The organism is Dyella sp. BiH032 (assembly GCF_031954525.1).
GTDB lineage: Bacteria > Pseudomonadota > Gammaproteobacteria > Xanthomonadales > Rhodanobacteraceae > Dyella_D.
Genome location: NZ_CP134867.1, coordinates 1824675 through 1839868 on the forward strand (window position 1 = coordinate 1824675; position 15194 = coordinate 1839868).

Genomic DNA, 15194 nt, shown 5'->3' on the forward strand with positions numbered 1-15194 from the left:
AGCCCTCAACGCACCCGGAGGTGGCGTAGGCCACCGGAGGGCGCCGCGCAGGGGGCCCTTCTTCTTGGTTAGGCGGTGTCAATCTAGAAGTGCATCATCGATGGCCTGAGCGAGGTCATCGTGCCCCATGGCACGCATGAACATCTCCGCCGGACAGTGGTAGCCCAAGGTGGCTCGGGGCCGAAGGTTCATCTCCTGAGCGATGGCATCCAGCGCTCGCTGGCTATGCACGGACAGATCGGTGCCTTTAGGGAGGTACTGCCGCAGCAGGCCGTTGGTGTTTTCGCAGATGCCCCGCTGCCAGGGGCTGCGCGGATCGGCGAAATAAATGCTCAAGCCGGTACGTTCGGACAAGGTCTTGTACAGCGCCATTTCCTTGCCCTGGTCATAGGTCAGTGTCTGGCGAAGCTCCGGCGGCACGCCCTGGAAGGCGCGACTGAAGCCCTCCAGCGCCTCCTGGGCCGAACACCCCTTCATCTTGACCAGCTTCAGGAACAAAGTGCGTCGATCCACCAGCACCCCCACCGACGATCGGTTACGCGCCCCCTTGAGGAAGTCGCCTTCCCAATGGTCTGGTAACAGGCGCTCGTTGGCCTCCGGCGGGCGGTCATGAATACTCGGCAGATCCTGCATGCGGCCGCGCCGGTTCGCCCCTTGGCCACGCGGACGGCGTGCGCACTTGTGTTGGCGCAGCAAGGCCACCAGCTCACGCCGCAGTTCGCCACGCGGCATGGCATAAATCGCGGTGTAGATCGTCTCATGGGACACGTGTTTGGCCGGCTCGTCAGGATGCTGCCGGCGCAGTGTGCGGCTCACTTCTTGCGGTGACCAGCGGCGCGCTAACAGCTGGCGCACCAGGGGCCACAAGGCCCCATCACGATGTAGCTTGCGCCGTCGGCGTGCCTTGCGCGCGAGCCGTCGAGCCCGCGCACCGGCACGGCGGGCGTCATAGCCAAGTGTCGGACGACCCATGCGCGGACGCTCCGCCGGTTCGCGGTGCCCATTACGCGCCAATTCCCGGGAAATCGTGCTAGCCGAACGGCCTAGCAGCCGTGCCAGCTGCCGAGCGCTCTCGCCGCGTGCCTTGCCCACCATGATCGCGCCCCGTTCTTCGGCGCTCAGATGGCTGTAATGCTGTCCCATGCATCACCGTGTCGTGGGGGTGGTGCACTTGATGTTAGAGACCGCCTTACTTCTTCTTGGGCAAGCAAGAAGAAGTAACTCGCTCTCCGGCAGGAGAGCGAAACCCTCGCACCGGAGGGACGAGACACGACTGGCGATCACGTCGCGACAACCGAGCCGTGTCGCTACTAGGTTCCGGCCCGCGCCGGAACGGCGAGGATGGCAGGGCGAGGCCAGAAGCAAGCGTCCCATCCAGCGGGAAACGGAAACGCTTTCCTCCATAAGGCGAGACAACTACTCCCGCCACTCAACTCCCAAAAAAACAAAAAAAACGCCCACCCGACGAGCCCCCGCCTGTTGGCAAAAAACGGGAACCCACCGAGCAGGCGAGAGTGAGCGATCAGGCCGCAGCGGCTTCCGCTTCCACCACCGGCATGCGGATCAAATGATCGAACGCGCTGAGCGAAGCCTTTGCGCCTTCGCCCATGGCGATCACGATCTGCTTGTACGGCACCGTCGTTGCATCGCCCGCCGCGAACACGCCGGGGATCGATGTCTCGCCACGCGCATCCACTTCGATCTCGCCACGCGGAGAAAGCTTCAGCGTGCCCTTCAGCCAGTCGGTATTGGGCAGCAGGCCGATCTGCACGAACACGCCTTCCAGCTCCACCTGGCGGCTCTGGCCGCTGCTGCGGTCGGTGTAGGACAGGCCGGTGACCTTCTTGCCGTCGCCCTGCACTTCGGTGGTCTGTGCGTTCACGATGATGGTGACGTTGTGCAGGCTGCGCAGCTTGCGCTGCAGGACTTCGTCGGCACGCAGCTTGCCGTCGAACTCCAGAAGGGTGACGTGGCCCACGATGCCGGCCAGGTCGATGGCCGCCTCCACGCCGGAGTTGCCACCGCCGATCACCGCCACGCGCTTGCCCTTGAACAGCGGGCCGTCGCAGTGCGGGCAGTAGGTCACGCCCTTGTTGCGGTACTCCTGCTCGCCGGGCACGTTCATGTTGCGCCAGCGCGCGCCGGTGGAGAGGATCACCGTCTTGGACTTGAGCGTGGCGCCATTGGCGAGTTGCACTTCGAACAGGCCGTTCGGATCGGCTGGAGCGACCAGCTTCTCGGCGCGCTGCATGTTCATCACGTCTACGTCGTACTCGCGCACGTGCTGTTCCAGCGAAGCGGCGAGCTTCGGGCCTTCGGTATACGCGATGGAGATGAAGTTCTCGATCGCCATGGTGTCCAGCACCTGGCCGCCGAAGCGCTCGGCCGCCACGCCGGTGCGGATGCCCTTGCGCGCGGCATAGATCGCCGCCGCGGCGCCGGCGGGGCCGCCGCCGACCACCAGGACGTCGAAGGGCTTCTTGGCCTTGATCTTCTCGGCGTCGCGCTTGGCAGCGCCGGTGTCGAGGCGTGCGACGATCTGCTCGATGTCCATGCGGCCCTGGTCGAAGGGCTCGCCGTTGAGGAACACGGTGGGCACGGCCATCACCTGGCGCTCGTTCACTTCGTCCTGGAACAGCGCGCCGTCGATGGCGACATGCTTGATGTTGGGGTTGACCACGCTCATCAGGTTCAGCGCCTGCACGGTGTCCGGGCAGCTGTGGCAGGAGAGCGACATGAAGGTCTCGAAGCGGAACTCGCCTTCGAGATTGCGCACCTGCTCCAGCAGTTCCGGCGCGGCCTTGGACGGGTGGCCGCCCACCTGCAGCAGGGCCAGCACCAGCGAGGTGAACTCGTGGCCCAGCGGAATGCCGGCGAAGCGCACGCCTACGTCAGTACCTGCGCGGTTGATCGCGAAGGAGGGCTTGCGCGGGTCGGTGCCGGTGCGGCTTACGCTGACCTGGTCGGACAGCGAAGCGATGTCTTCAAGCAGTTCCGACAGCTCCTGGGACTTGGCGCTGTCGTCGAGGGAGGCCACCAGCTCGATCGGGTGCGTGACCTTCTCGAGGTAGGCCTTCAATTGGGTCTTCAGATCGGCATCCAACATGGTGGGTACTCCTTCGTTATGGCTTATTCGGGGTGAGCGCCGCGAGCACCTGGCGAAAAAGCCAGGCGTCGCGGGCAGCTTGGTCATCCGAGAAGGGGACCCGGCGGGCGCCGGGTCCCAGGCGGCCCGAAAGGGCGGGCCGCAGGTCACGGGAAAGCGGTGGCTTAGATCTTGCCAACCAGGTCGAGCGAGGGCTTCAGGGTCTTCTCGCCTTCCTTCCACTTGGCCGGGCACACTTCGCCCGGGTGGGAGGCGACGTACTGCGCGGCCTTCACCTTGCGCAGCAGCTCGGAAGCGTCGCGGCCGATGCCGTTGTCATGGATCTCGCACAGCTTGATCTGGCCTTCCGGATTGATCACGAAGGTGCCGCGCAGCGCCAGGCCTTCTTCTTCGATCATCACGTCGAAGTTGCGGGTCAGGGTGCCGGTCGGATCGCCGATCAGGGTGTACTTGACCTTCTTGATCGCATCGGAGGTGTCGTGCCACGCCTTGTGCGCGAAATGGGTGTCGGTGGACACGCCGTAGATTTCCACGCCCAGCTTCTGGAACTCGGCGTAGTGGTCGGCCAGGTCTTCGAGCTCGGTCGGGCAGACGAAGGTGAAGTCGGCCGGGTAGAACACCACCACGGACCACTTGCCCTTCAGGCTGGCGTCCGTCACCTCGACGAACTGGCCGTCCTTGTAAGCCTGGGCCTTGAACGGTTTGATTTGGGTATTGATCAACGACATCGTTGTTTTCCCGTGTTGTGGTTGTTGGAAACGGAAAGATAGCCCCGCGAGGGGCATATAGCTAATTGATTGTTGGGATGGTATCGATTGGTCGTGGCTATCGAGTGCCATTCCGGCGCGAAGCGTCAAGCTTGCGCTCTCTATCGTGACAAAAACGCGAGCCATCGATCAGCCCGTCAGCCGCCCGTGCGGGCGGCCGCTTTCACCTGCGCGTCCACCACCGTGGCGGTCACGATGTCGCTGCCCACATTCACCGTGGTGCGCAGCATGTCCAGGATGCGGTCCACGCCCAGCACCAGGCCGATGCCGTCGGGTGGCACGCCGAAGGTGGCAAGCAAGCCGGCGATCAGCGGCATGGAGCCGCCGGGTATGCCCGCGACCGCCACCGCGCTCAGCACCGAGAGGAACATCAGCATGCACTGCTGGCCCAGGCTCAGGTCCACGCCGAAGGCCTGGGCCACGAACAGCACCACGCAGCCCTCGAACAGGGCGGTGCCGCTCATGTTCATGGTGGCGCCCAGCGGCAGCACGAAACCCGCGGTGCTGGGCGCCAGCGCCAGGTCGTCGCGCGCCGTGGCCAGCGAGGCGGGCAGAGAGGCGCTGCTGGAACTGGTGGAGAAGGCCGTGATCAGCAAGGGCCGGATCTGGCGGAAATACGCCAGCGGCGAACGCCGCGCGAGCAGGCGCAGCCATAGCGACATCGTGCCGAACAGGTGCAAGGCGAGCGCCACGGCGCAGCCGACGACGAAGACCGCGAGGGTGAGCAACACGTCGGTGCCGATCTTCACGATGACGCTGTAGATCATTGCCGGTACGGCGATGGGCGCGAGCCGGAGCGCGAAACCGACGATGCCGGTCATCAGCTCGCTGACCAGGTCCAGCCCGGCCTGCACCTTCAGGCGCTTCTCCTCGTCCAGCAGGGTGGCCGCCGCGCCGACCAGGATCGCGAACAGGATCAGCGGCAGCACGTCGCCGAGCATGCCGCGGTCGTTGCCGACGAAGGCGGCGAACAGGTTGCGCGGCATGAACATGTCCACCAGGGTGGCGAAGCTCATGCCCGGCTGCTCGTGCTGGCGCTCTACCGCCTGGTGCGCGCGGCCGCCGTATTCCTGCATGAGCCGCTCGCGCGAGCCCGGCTCGAGGTGATGGCCCGGCTGCAGCAGGTTCATCATCAGCAGGCCGATGCCTACCGCGACCAGCATGTTGGCGGCGAAAAGCAGGAAGGTGCGCCCGGCCAGCGGGCCAAGGCGATCGAGCCGCCCGAGCTGCGCCACGCCCGAAGCGAGCGAGGCGAAGACGAGCGGGATCACCACGAAAAACAAGGTGCGCAGGAAGATCTGACCCAGCGGATCGAAGACCGCGGTCGACACGGCCTGCATGGCCCTGAGCGTGCCCGGATGGAACCGGCCGATGCCCAGCGTGACGATGGCGGCAATCACGCCGATCAGCAGGCCCCAGAGAATGCGCGTGGCGAGTCGGGTCGGTGTGCTCATCCGCCGGACTGTACGCGAGCGAACTCGTCCGGGCTACGCAAGAATTTGCGTTTGCTGCTCCGCAGCACGGGCCGAAGCGCCTCCGCGCGCTAAAATCGCCGCTTTACGCGGAGGCTCCATGACCCAGATCGCATCCCCCGGCGCGCGTTTCCGCGCCGCCCTCGCCGAAGAGCAGCCCCTGCAGGTCATCGGAGCCATCAACGCCAACCATGCCTTGCTGGCCAAGCGCGCCGGCTATCGCGCCATCTATCTTTCCGGCGGCGGCGTTGCGGCGGGTTCGCTGGGCCTGCCGGACCTGGGCATCAATACCCTCGACGACGTGCTCACCGACGTGCGCCGCATCACCGACGTGTGCGACCTGCCGCTGATGGTGGACATCGACACCGGCTTCGGCCCCAGCGCGTTCAACATCGCGCGCACCGTGAAGAGCCTGATCAAGTTCGGCGCGGCGGCATGCCACATCGAAGACCAGGTCGGCGCCAAGCGCTGCGGCCACCGTCCGGGCAAGGAAATCGTCTCGCAGGGCGAGATGGCCGACCGCGTGAAGGCAGCGGCGGATGCCAAGACCGACCCGGATTTCTTCCTGATCGCGCGCACCGACGCCATCCAGGCCGAAGGCGTGGACGCAGCGATCGAGCGCGCCATCGCCTGTGTGGAGGCCGGTGCCGACGGCATCTTCGCGGAAGCCGCCTATGACCTGCCGACTTACCGCCGCTTCGTCGACGCGGTGAAGGTGCCGGTGCTGGCCAACATCACCGAGTTCGGCAAGACCCCGCTGTTCAGCGTGGAGGAGCTGCGTACCGCCGGTGTGGGCATCGTGCTGTATCCGCTGTCCGCATTCCGCGCCATGAACAAGGCCGCCGAGAACGTCTACCAGGCGATCCGCCGCGACGGCCACCAGCGCAACGTGGTCGACACGATGCAGACGCGCGAGGAGCTGTACGACCGTATCGGCTACCACGACTTCGAGCGCCGCCTGGACGAGCTCTTCGCCAAGAAGGGCTGAGCGGCCGTTATCCCCACGGAGCGGCATGCCGCTCCAACCCAGTGACGAGCGGCGTGCCGCTCCGACCCAGTGACACGTGCAGGAGAACCATCGATGAGCGAGCAAGTCCTCCCCAAGGCCAAGAAATCCGTCGCCTTGTCCGGCGTGGCCGCGGGCAACACCGCGCTGTGCACCGTCGGCCGCAGCGGCAACGATCTGCACTACCGCGGCTACGACATCCACGACCTGGCGGCCAAGGGCTGCTTCGAGGAAGTCGCCTACCTGCTCGTGCACGGCGTGCTGCCCAACTGGGCCGAACTCAATGCCTACCGTGCCAAGCTCAAGCGCCTGCGCGGCCTGCCCGCGCCGGTGAAGGGCGCACTGGAGCTGCTGCCGGCCGCCACCCACCCGATGGACGTGCTGCGTACCGGCTGCTCCGTGCTGGGCACCGTGCTGCCGGAGAAGGACGACCATAACGTCACCGGCGCGCGCGACATCGCCGACCGCCTGATGGCGAGCTTCGGCTCCATGCTGCTGTACTGGTACCACTTCAGCCATAACGGCAAGCGCATCGAGACCGAGACCGACGACGAGTCGATCGCCGCGCACTTCCTGCACCTGCTGCACGGCAAGAAGCCCAGCGAGCTGCATGCCCATGCGCTGGACAAGTCGCTGATCCTGTACGCCGAACATGAGTTCAACGCGTCGACGTTCACCGCGCGCGTGGTCGCCGGCACCGGTTCGGACATGTATTCGGCCATCACCGGCGCGATCGGCGCGCTGCGCGGACCCAAGCACGGCGGCGCCAACGAAGTGGCGATGGAGATCATCGCGCGCTACCGCAGCGCGGCCGAGGCGGAGGCGGACATCCGCGCCCGCGTCGAGCGCAAGGAGATCATCATCGGTTTCGGCCATCCGGTGTACACGGTGTCCGACCCGCGCAACGAGATCATCAAGGAAGTCTCGCGCAAGCTGTGCACCGAGGGCGGCAACCCGACGCTGTTCGACGTGTCCGAGCGCATCGAGAAGCTGATGTGGGAGCTCAAGAAGATGTTCCCGAACCTCGACTGGTTCTCCGCAAGCGCCTATCACATGATGGGCGTGCCCACCGCGATGTTTACGCCGCTGTTCGTGATCGCCCGCACCTCCGGCTGGAGCGCGCACGTGATCGAGCAGCGTCAGGACGGCAAGATCATCCGCCCCAGCGCGAATTACACCGGCCCGGAAGACCAGGCCTATGTGCCGATCGAAAAGCGCTGAGCGCTTTCGTGGAACGTGTAAAGGAAGGGAGCCTGCGGGCTCCCTTTTTTTGGCTGATTTCGCCCGCCTTTTCTTTGCTCGATTTCGTGACCGATGTCCGGCCGGCCGGGTGGCCTGTCCCTCCTGACAAATAGCGCCTGGCTGCTCAAGCGATCGCATGTTTTTGCGATGAATTTTTCGTTGTCTTCGGCGAGTGAATGCGCCCCGCCGTTCCGTTCACGTCCGTTGTACGCGCGAGTCGCAGCAGGCGATCGGCGTTCGGTGTCAACTTGGCGGGCCAGTTTGGACGGCCAAACGCGAGGCATGCCTTCGGGTTGCGCACGCCGCGCTTGCGGAGGCAGCGCTCGGTCCGTCAGGGATGGCGATAACTCACCGTGATCAGGAGTGTGCGACCCATGAATCGATTCATCGGAAGAACGCGCCGGAGCTGGTTCGGCGCATCGTTGTTCGCCGCCGTGTTTCTATTGGGCTCCCTCGGAGCCGCGCAGGCGGCCGAGGAAGCTGCGCTCAAGCCCGACGCTGCACTGACGCCGGTCGGCTCGCTGGAAAAGGCACTGCGGCCGCAAGGCGTGCCGGACAACTTCGTGGTGACACCCAATGGCTACTTCGATCCTTCGTGCGTGCAGGTCGTGCGCGAGGACGAACAGCTCCACCAGGACGGCAGCATCCGCCGCGCCGACGGCTCCCTGCGCAAGCCCGCGCTTTGCAGCCAGTCGCATTTCGCCCTCGACGGCACGCGGATCGAGCCGAACGGACGGGTGACGTTCCCGGCGGCGCCCAAGCCGACCATCAACGGCTGGGTCATCGACACCAATTACGTCAGCGGCACGCCGATCGGGCGCATCGTCGCGAGCTGGAAGGTGCCGAGCAATCCGTCCAGTTCCGGCAGCCAGGTGATCTACTTCTTCCCGGGCCTAGAGCAGCTGCCGAACGTGCAGTCCATCCTGCAACCCGTGCTTGGCTGGAACGGCTACAACGACCATGCCTGGACCATGGCCAGCTGGAATTGCTGCGTGAGCGGCACGACGTATCACAGCTCGCCGATCAATGTGTCGGTGGGCGACAGCATCACCGGCGACACGTATTCCAATTGCTCGCCGGGTGTCAGCTGTTCGACCTGGAAGATCGTTTCCAAGGACGTTACCAAGGGCACCAGCACCACGTTGACCACCAATCCTTACGCGTCGTTGACCTGGGTGTTCGGTGGCGTGCTGGAAGCCTACGGGGTCAGCAGCTGCAGTCAGTATCCGAGCAACGGGTCGATCGCCTTCTCCAACATCAAGGTGTATGACCTGAACCAGGTGCAGGTGGCTTCGCCGCCCTGGACCAAGGACTACCCGGTCGGCTCGACCAGCCCGCAGTGCAACTACGGCATCACCGCCACGGCGAGCACCACCAATCTGGTCTACTGATCGTTCGATCGAGCACCCCGGCCTGTGGCAGGGGTGCTCCCACAGCCCCGGCATTCCTTCTTCGTGGCGCATGGGCCGTCCGCTTCCGATGCGTGAAGGCGTCGTTGGCGTTGGCAGGACACACGGTGTATCGGCGCTGTTACTGATGGGTTTGCCGCGCCCGGTCTTGCCCCATCTGGCTTGCGGGCGTCTTGCCGCGGGCGAAGGTGCGCGACGGGCGTAACGCGGCTGATGCAGTGGGTGGCGATCCAGCGCCGCGCGCGCTTGCGCGCATTCCGCGCTCGTGCTCCCAAGTGACTGACTTCTCGCACAAGTTTCGCGCGAGGCGTACGCGCGCCACGACGTGGCATGCGTGTTGCCAATGCTTTGGGGCCGCTTAGTCCGGCGAACCAGGGGGCCACGTTCCGCAGGAGAGAGACATGCGCAAGACATTCATCGCCACGGCTGTGCTGCTTGGCATCGGCTTGACGCTACCCGCCATGGCAGACGACGACAATTCCATCAATTCGCATAACAACAGCTCGACGCATACGCGGACCAATGCCAGCCAGGGCAACGACCGCAACAACGTGGGTGACGCCAATGCGTCCGCGGTGGGTGCCGCGTCCGCCAACAACAGCGGTACGGCCACTTCCGCGGTCACCAACTCCTTCAATGCGAGCAAGGCGGTCGCAGTCAGCCGGCTCGATGGCACGGTCAGCAATATCCAGGTCAGCGGCATCGGCAACGTCGCCCAGAACTGGGGCAACGCCAACGGCAGTCGCGGCGGCGCCGGCGGCGAAGCGTACGGCGGTTACGGCTATGGCGGCCGCGGTGGCGGCGCAGGTGACGGCGGCGGCGCGGGCGCGCGCAGCGGACGTGTCGGCGACAGCTCCGCTTCCAGCGGCAACGCCCTCGCGGGTGCCGGCGCCTGGGGTGGCGGCAGCGACGGCGACAACTATGCGGATGCCACGGCGCGTGCGCGCCGCAACAGCACCAGTACCGCCACCGGCGGCAATGGCTCCTGGGCGGGCGGCACGGCGACGGGCGGCAGCTCGACTTCGACCAGCGGCAGCGCGTCGGCAGCCGGCGGCGCGAGCGGTGCCGCGGACGCGACCGGCGGTGCCGGCGGCATGGGCGGCGCCGGCGCGGCAGGCACCGGCGGTGCGGCAGTGGGTGGCGCCGGTGGCGCGGGTGCGGCCGGCGGAGCGGCCTGGGCCGATGCGGGCGCGTTCGATATGTCCAATCACATGGACGGCGCCGCGGCCGCGGCAGCGGGCGTGACGGTGATGGCGCAGAACAGCGGTGTCGCCGCGCTCACGCAGCAGAGCGTGAACGTGCAGGCCAATCTCAACGTCGGCCATTGACGCGTGACGGGCATGGCGGGGCGCAGCGCCTCGCCATGCTCCGCTCGCGCTCGGGAGAAGTGCCATGCGGAATGTCAGGGTCGCGTGTGGCGTGGCCGCGACGTGCCTGTCCTTGGGCGGTTGGGGGCTTGCCACAGCCGGCTCGGCGCCGGCGATGCCTGCGTATCTGTCCACCGCGTCGAGCTCGCCGATCGCTGCCTACCAGGCGGCGGTGTCGGCCCGGCCGGACGAGGTCGAAGGTTTCGGCACGCGCGCCGATGCCGGCGTGCTGGCGAAGCTCAGCGGCGGCGCCGATGTGAGCTCCAAGATCACGCTCAACGGCACGGTCAGCGACAACCATGCCGACCATGTCGTCACCGGCAGCAATGCGATCAGCGCGGGCTCCCTCCAGGGAGCGGCCGGCGTGCCGATGGTGATCCAGAACACCGGCAACAATGTGCTGATCCAGAACGCCACCATCATCAACGTGCAGTTCCGGCCATGAGGGCGTGGCTTCCGCTGGCCTGGCTGTCCGCGCTGTGCTGGCACGGCGCGGCGCCGGCCGCGGCGGTATCCGTGCCGGGCGCGCAAGGGCAGGGCATCAGCCTGCGGCTGACCAGCCTCAAGGAAGCGCGCTTCCGCAACACCATCCGGCAAAAGTACGACTTCAGCTGCGGCTCGGCCGCGGTGGCGACCTTGCTGACGTACCAGTACGGCTATCCCGTCGACGAGCAGGCTGCGTTCGAGCAGATGTATGCGCACGGAGACCGCGCGAAGATCGGCAAGGAAGGATTCTCGCTGCTGGACATCAAACGCTATCTGGCCGGCAACGGCTTCGACGCGGACGGCTTCGACGTGCCCTTGGACAAGCTGGAGCAAGAGCGCCTGCCGGCGATCGTGCTGATCGACGAGCGCGGCTATCACCATTTCGTGGTGGTGAAGGGGCTGTACGAAGGGCGCGTGCTCATCGGCGATCCCGCGCTCGGCACGCGGTCGCTGCCGCGCGCGCGCTTCGAGGCGATGTGGAAGAACCGGCTGGTGTTCGTCATCCATAACCGCCGTTCACTGGCGGTGTTCAACAGCCCGTCCGACTGGCGCGCGGCGCCGATGGCGCCACTGGGGACCGCGGTCGATCGACGTGGCCTGGACAGCATCACCATGCCCAAGCGAGGGCCGGGGGATATATGAGCAAGCTTGCGCGCCGCATGGCGCTCTGCCTTATCGCGCTGTTCTCCGCCTCGTGGGGTGCGGCTCGCGCCGGCGAAACCGAACACATCGCCTGGACACCCGTCAGCGATGCACGCCTCGATGCGACGCGTGGCGGCTTCGACTGGGGCGGCGGCCTGGTCGCTTCGCTGGGCATCGACCGCGTGGTGTACGTCAACGGGACGCTGGTGACGTCGCTGCACCTCCAGGTGCCGGACATCGCCCGCGTGAACGCGGCGCAGGCGAGCGCGCTTTCATCTGCCATGAACAGCGCGGCGGTCGTGCAGAACGGTCCGGGCAACAGCGCCGATCCTGCCGCGCTTGGCCGGTCGATGGCCGCCACGGTGCTGCAGAACACGCTCGACAACCAGCGCATTGCCGCGCAGACCACGCTCAACGTGTCGGTGAACACGTTGAGCGCGTTCCGCGGCCTGAACCTGCAGCAGAGCCTGCAAGCCGCCAATCCGCTCGGTCGCTGAGCTGAGTGGGCGCGGAATACCAAGAAGGGGGAGTGCCATGACCAGGGTTCGTCCGGCGCACGAGGATCGACAACGCGGCCGCCCGAGGGGTGGCCTGAGATGCTGGCGCCACGTCGGAGCGGCAGCGAGCCTGATCCTGCTCGCCGGCACCGGCTTCGCACAGCAAGCGCCGCCCGCACCGGGCCAATCCGCAGCGGCTGGGGATGCGGACGAGCTGCATCGCGAGGTGAAAGCGCAGGGCGAGCGCCTGGAAGCGATGCGCAGCCAGATCGCCGCGCAGATGGCCGAGCTGGAGGCGATGAAGCGCACGCTCGCCGCGCAGGAGGCGCAATACCAGTCGCTGCGGCACGCCGTGGGCATGGACGTGCTGGACCGGCAACGCGCGGGCAATATCCGCGCGGGCGGCGCCTTCGCTGCCGCGCAGCCGATGCCGGCGGCCGATGCCGTGGCCGCCATGCCGGCGGCGGAGGACACCCAGCCCGTCGGGCAGGCACCGCAACGCGATACGCGCCCGCCTGAAGTCGCGCCGATCTTCGACCAGCCCGGCGTGCTGACGCCGCGCGGCAAACTGATCGTGGAGCCTTCGTATCAGTTCGGCTATTCGTCGGCGGAACGCGTGGCGCTGGTGGGTTACACGATCATCCCCGCGATCCTGATCGGCCTGATCGACGTACGCCAGGTCAAGACCACCACGCAGACCGGCGCCATCGCGTTGCGCTACGGCATCACCAACCGGCTGGAAGCGGAGGTGCGCGTTCCTTATGTGTACGGCCATACGGACACGATCAGCCGCGAGATCTTCACCGGCACGGCGACCGACCGCGTGTTCGGTGCCAGCGGCCACGGCCTGGGCGACGTGGAGGCGACCGCGCGCTACCAGATCAACGATGGCGGCGCCGACAAGGCCTATTACGTGGCCTGGCTGCGTTTCAAATCGCGCACCGGCCGGGACCCGTTCGAAGTGACCACGGACTGTGTCCAGCGCTGCGTGCAGAATGCGACCGGCACGGGCCTGCCGCTACAGCTGCCGACGGGCAGCGGTTTCTATTCCGTGCAACCGGGCGTGACCTGGCTGTATCCGTCCGATCCGGTGGTGTTCTTCGGCAACGTCAGCTATCTGCACAACTTCACGCGCCACCATGTCAGCCGCACGCTGCTGCTGGCCGGCAAGGAGGAGCTGGGCGACGTGAAGGTGGGCGACGTGGCGGACGTGAGCGTCGGCATGGGACTGGCGCTCAACGAGAAAGCGTCCTTCAGCATCGGCTACGACCAGAGCTGGGTCGGCGTGACCAAGCAGAACAACCGCACGGTGGCCGGCTCGGCCAAGACCGTGTTGGGTACGTTGCTCATCGGCGGATCGTATCGCTTCAACGACAAGCGCACGCTCAACTTCACTTTGGGCGTCGGCGTGACGCGCGATACCCCGGACGCCACCGTGACGGTACGCATGCCGATGACGTATTAAAGCCAAGGGCCGGCAATGCCGGCCCTTGGAGCTCTGGAAAGGGGCGGCGTTGCCGGCCTTGGGACTTACAAACCTTCTGCCTTCATGGCGGCACGTACGCCCACGTCGTCGCGCATGCGCTGCGCAAAGCGGTCGAGGTGAGCGAGGCCGGACAGGTCCACGCCTTTACCCTTGGCCCAGCGTTGCACCACGAAGAGATAAGGGTCGGCGATCGAGCGCGTGCCGGCCAGCCAGTCGCGATCGGCCAGTCGCGCGTCCAGGCGTTCGAACATGCCGCGCAGGCGCGTGCGCGAATTCGCCTGCAGTTCCGCGTGGGCGGACTCGTCAGCCACGAAGCGGGCCGGATTGAACAGCGGCTTGAACGCCTGGTGCACGTCGGAGTTGAGGTAAGCCAGCCAGCGCAGCACCTCGGCGCGTCCGCGCGCGCCGTCGCCACCAAGCTTCGCTTCCGGGAAACGGTCGGCCAGGTAGGAGAGGATCGCGACGTTTTCGGTGAGCAGCCAACCGTCGTCGTCCTGCAGCGTGGGAACCTGGCCGGAGGGGTTGACGGCCAGGTACTCGGGCGAGCGCAACAGGTCGCGCGCGACGGCGTGGGCTTCGTACGGCGCACCGATCCACTCGAGCACGATGTGGTCGGCCAGCGAACAGGCGCCGGGGATGTAGTACAGCTTCATGGCATTCCTTCGGTGGGGCTGGGGCGGCGCGCAGTGTGACCGGCCGCCCTCGTGTGCTCAAGCGGCCCGCGACAAGCGCCGCTGACGCTGCGCATACCAGCCGCCGCCGCAGATGGCGGCCACCAGCACCACGTCCAGCACGTACTTCGCCCAGCCGTGCGTGTCGAACCAGGGCTTGAGCAGATGATCGTGCGCGATCATGCGCGCCGCCGTCCAGGCGATGGCGCCGGCGCCGATGTAGACGATGACGGGGAAGCGCTCGATCAGCTTGAGGATCAGCGTCGAGCCCCACACCACCAGCGGCACGCTGATTGCCAGGCCGATGATGACCAGGGCCATGTGCCCACCGGACGCGCCGGCGATCGCGAGTACGTTGTCCAGGCCCATCAGCGCGTCGGCCACGATGATGGTGCGCAACGCGGCCCAGAAGTTGTTGGCGGGGTTGATGTCATGGCCGTCGCCGTCGTCCGAGCGCAACAGCTTCCAGGCGATCGGGAGCAGCAGCAGGCCGCCGGCCAGCATCAGCCCGGGCAGCTTGAGCAGATAGACCACCACGGCGGTAAGCGCTACACGCACGGCGACGGCGCCGAAGGTGCCCCAGAACACGGCCTTCTTCTGCAAGTGCTTGGGCAGGTTGCGCGCGGCGAGTGCGATGACGATGGCGTTGTCGCCGGCCAGGACCAGGTCCAGCAGAACGATGGCGAACAGGCCGGAGAAGAACTGCGGGGTGAGGAAATCCATGCGGTGTCGGTTCCTGCGCGCGGGACGAATGCAGCAACCACGGGCGCACGCAGCCCCGTGATTACCGCAAAAGTCTCGTTCGCGGCGTAGCCGCTGCGGTGACCGGAGCGGTGCCCCGCTCGTGATGACGACCACTGCAAGGACGCCAAAGGAACGGCGTCCTGAACTACTCCCCTTTGGGGTCGATAGATGCGGCATTGTCGGTGCCGCCCTGCATACCAGTCAAGCTGAAGCTCTTAAGGAAAAGGCTTGCTGCCGCTACAATGCGCGAATCATATGCACCCCTGTCGATCGCCCCAACTGCCGGTTTTGCAAAGAAA

Annotated in this window: 14 protein-coding genes; 8 read left to right on the forward strand and 6 right to left on the reverse strand. The window is 66.4% G+C overall.

The window, feature by feature from the left end; genetic code table 11:
* Positions 1 to 78: 78 nt before the first annotated feature.
* The 4 genes from RKE25_RS08095 to RKE25_RS08110 all read right to left on the reverse strand — a co-directional run bounded on the left by RKE25_RS08095 (position 79) and on the right by RKE25_RS08110 (position 5327).
* On the reverse strand, positions 79 to 1143 hold the full coding sequence (locus RKE25_RS08095) for an IS30 family transposase (RefSeq protein WP_311839232.1): 1065 nt from the start codon (positions 1141 to 1143) through the stop codon (positions 79 to 81).
* Positions 1144 to 1522: 379 nt separating this feature from the next.
* Complete coding sequence (gene ahpF, locus RKE25_RS08100) at positions 1523 to 3106, reverse strand: alkyl hydroperoxide reductase subunit F (protein WP_311841730.1); 1584 nt, start codon at positions 3104 to 3106, stop codon at positions 1523 to 1525.
* A gap of 164 nt (positions 3107 to 3270) precedes the next feature.
* Positions 3271 to 3834: an alkyl hydroperoxide reductase subunit C gene (ahpC, locus tag RKE25_RS08105; protein ID WP_311841731.1), complete on the reverse strand. Its 564-nt coding sequence runs from the start codon at positions 3832 to 3834 to the stop codon at positions 3271 to 3273.
* 176 nt (positions 3835 to 4010) lie between these two features.
* Positions 4011 to 5327: a dicarboxylate/amino acid:cation symporter gene (locus tag RKE25_RS08110; protein WP_311841732.1), complete on the reverse strand. Its 1317-nt coding sequence runs from the start codon at positions 5325 to 5327 to the stop codon at positions 4011 to 4013.
* Positions 5328 to 5445: 118 nt separating this feature from the next.
* Here RKE25_RS08110 and prpB point away from each other — a divergent pair, with 118 nt between their 5' ends.
* From prpB to RKE25_RS08150, 8 genes are all read left to right on the forward strand, one after another.
* A complete protein-coding gene (gene prpB / locus RKE25_RS08115) occupies positions 5446 to 6333 on the forward strand; it encodes a methylisocitrate lyase (protein ID WP_311841733.1) in 888 nt (295 codons plus the stop codon).
* 93 nt (positions 6334 to 6426) lie between these two features.
* The gene (gene prpC, locus RKE25_RS08120) at positions 6427 to 7572 is read left to right on the forward strand and encodes a 2-methylcitrate synthase (RefSeq protein ID WP_311841734.1); all 1146 of its coding nucleotides are present in this window, start codon (positions 6427 to 6429) and stop codon (positions 7570 to 7572) included.
* Between the two features lie 395 nt (positions 7573 to 7967).
* Positions 7968 to 8984, forward strand: coding sequence for a hypothetical protein (locus RKE25_RS08125; RefSeq protein ID WP_311841735.1), 1017 nt, complete (start codon positions 7968 to 7970; stop codon positions 8982 to 8984).
* Between the two features lie 419 nt (positions 8985 to 9403).
* A complete protein-coding gene (locus RKE25_RS08130) occupies positions 9404 to 10330 on the forward strand; it encodes a hypothetical protein (protein ID WP_311841736.1) in 927 nt (308 codons plus the stop codon).
* A gap of 154 nt (positions 10331 to 10484) precedes the next feature.
* On the forward strand, positions 10485 to 10814 hold the full coding sequence (locus tag RKE25_RS08135; protein WP_311841737.1) for a hypothetical protein: 330 nt from the start codon (positions 10485 to 10487) through the stop codon (positions 10812 to 10814).
* Entirely contained in the window at positions 10811 to 11497 is a 687-nt protein-coding gene (locus RKE25_RS08140; protein WP_311841738.1) for a C39 family peptidase, read from the forward strand. The genes RKE25_RS08135 and RKE25_RS08140 overlap by 4 nt, the downstream gene beginning before the upstream one ends.
* Entirely contained in the window at positions 11494 to 11994 is a 501-nt protein-coding gene (locus RKE25_RS08145) for a hypothetical protein (protein WP_311841739.1), read from the forward strand. Before RKE25_RS08140 ends, RKE25_RS08145 begins: the two co-directional genes overlap by 4 nt.
* Positions 11995 to 12031: 37 nt before the next feature.
* Complete coding sequence (locus RKE25_RS08150; RefSeq protein ID WP_311841740.1) at positions 12032 to 13459, forward strand: acetate kinase; 1428 nt, start codon at positions 12032 to 12034, stop codon at positions 13457 to 13459.
* A gap of 65 nt (positions 13460 to 13524) precedes the next feature.
* Here the strand turns inward: RKE25_RS08150 and RKE25_RS08155 are convergent, their stop codons facing one another.
* Together RKE25_RS08155 and RKE25_RS08160 are read right to left on the reverse strand one after the other, a co-directional pair.
* Positions 13525 to 14133: a glutathione S-transferase N-terminal domain-containing protein gene (locus RKE25_RS08155; protein WP_311841741.1), complete on the reverse strand. Its 609-nt coding sequence runs from the start codon at positions 14131 to 14133 to the stop codon at positions 13525 to 13527.
* A 57-nt stretch (positions 14134 to 14190) separates the two neighbouring features.
* Positions 14191 to 14874, reverse strand: a complete 684-nt coding sequence (locus tag RKE25_RS08160; protein WP_311841742.1) for a TerC family protein — start codon at positions 14872 to 14874, stop codon at positions 14191 to 14193.
* Between the last annotated feature and the right edge of the window lie 320 nt (positions 14875 to 15194).

Excerpts from the sequence above, each read along its gene's own strand:
- RKE25_RS08095 (WP_311839232.1), bottom strand. The coding sequence starts at position 1,143 with ATGGGACAGCATTACAGCCATCTGAGCGCCGAAGAACGGGGCGCGATC.
- ahpF (WP_311841730.1), bottom strand. The coding sequence starts at position 3,106 with ATGTTGGATGCCGATCTGAAGACCCAATTGAAGGCCTACCTCGAGAAG.
- ahpC (WP_311841731.1), bottom strand. The coding sequence starts at position 3,834 with ATGTCGTTGATCAATACCCAAATCAAACCGTTCAAGGCCCAGGCTTAC.
- RKE25_RS08110 (WP_311841732.1), bottom strand. The coding sequence starts at position 5,327 with ATGAGCACACCGACCCGACTCGCCACGCGCATTCTCTGGGGCCTGCTG.
- prpB (WP_311841733.1), top strand. The coding sequence starts at position 5,446 with ATGACCCAGATCGCATCCCCCGGCGCGCGTTTCCGCGCCGCCCTCGCC.
- prpC (WP_311841734.1), top strand. The coding sequence starts at position 6,427 with ATGAGCGAGCAAGTCCTCCCCAAGGCCAAGAAATCCGTCGCCTTGTCC.
- RKE25_RS08125 (WP_311841735.1), top strand. The coding sequence starts at position 7,968 with ATGAATCGATTCATCGGAAGAACGCGCCGGAGCTGGTTCGGCGCATCG.
- RKE25_RS08130 (WP_311841736.1), top strand. The coding sequence starts at position 9,404 with ATGCGCAAGACATTCATCGCCACGGCTGTGCTGCTTGGCATCGGCTTG.
- RKE25_RS08135 (WP_311841737.1), top strand. The coding sequence starts at position 10,485 with ATGCCTGCGTATCTGTCCACCGCGTCGAGCTCGCCGATCGCTGCCTAC.
- RKE25_RS08140 (WP_311841738.1), top strand. The coding sequence starts at position 10,811 with ATGAGGGCGTGGCTTCCGCTGGCCTGGCTGTCCGCGCTGTGCTGGCAC.
- RKE25_RS08145 (WP_311841739.1), top strand. The coding sequence starts at position 11,494 with ATGAGCAAGCTTGCGCGCCGCATGGCGCTCTGCCTTATCGCGCTGTTC.
- RKE25_RS08150 (WP_311841740.1), top strand. The coding sequence starts at position 12,032 with ATGACCAGGGTTCGTCCGGCGCACGAGGATCGACAACGCGGCCGCCCG.
- RKE25_RS08155 (WP_311841741.1), bottom strand. The coding sequence starts at position 14,133 with ATGAAGCTGTACTACATCCCCGGCGCCTGTTCGCTGGCCGACCACATC.
- RKE25_RS08160 (WP_311841742.1), bottom strand. The coding sequence starts at position 14,874 with ATGGATTTCCTCACCCCGCAGTTCTTCTCCGGCCTGTTCGCCATCGTT.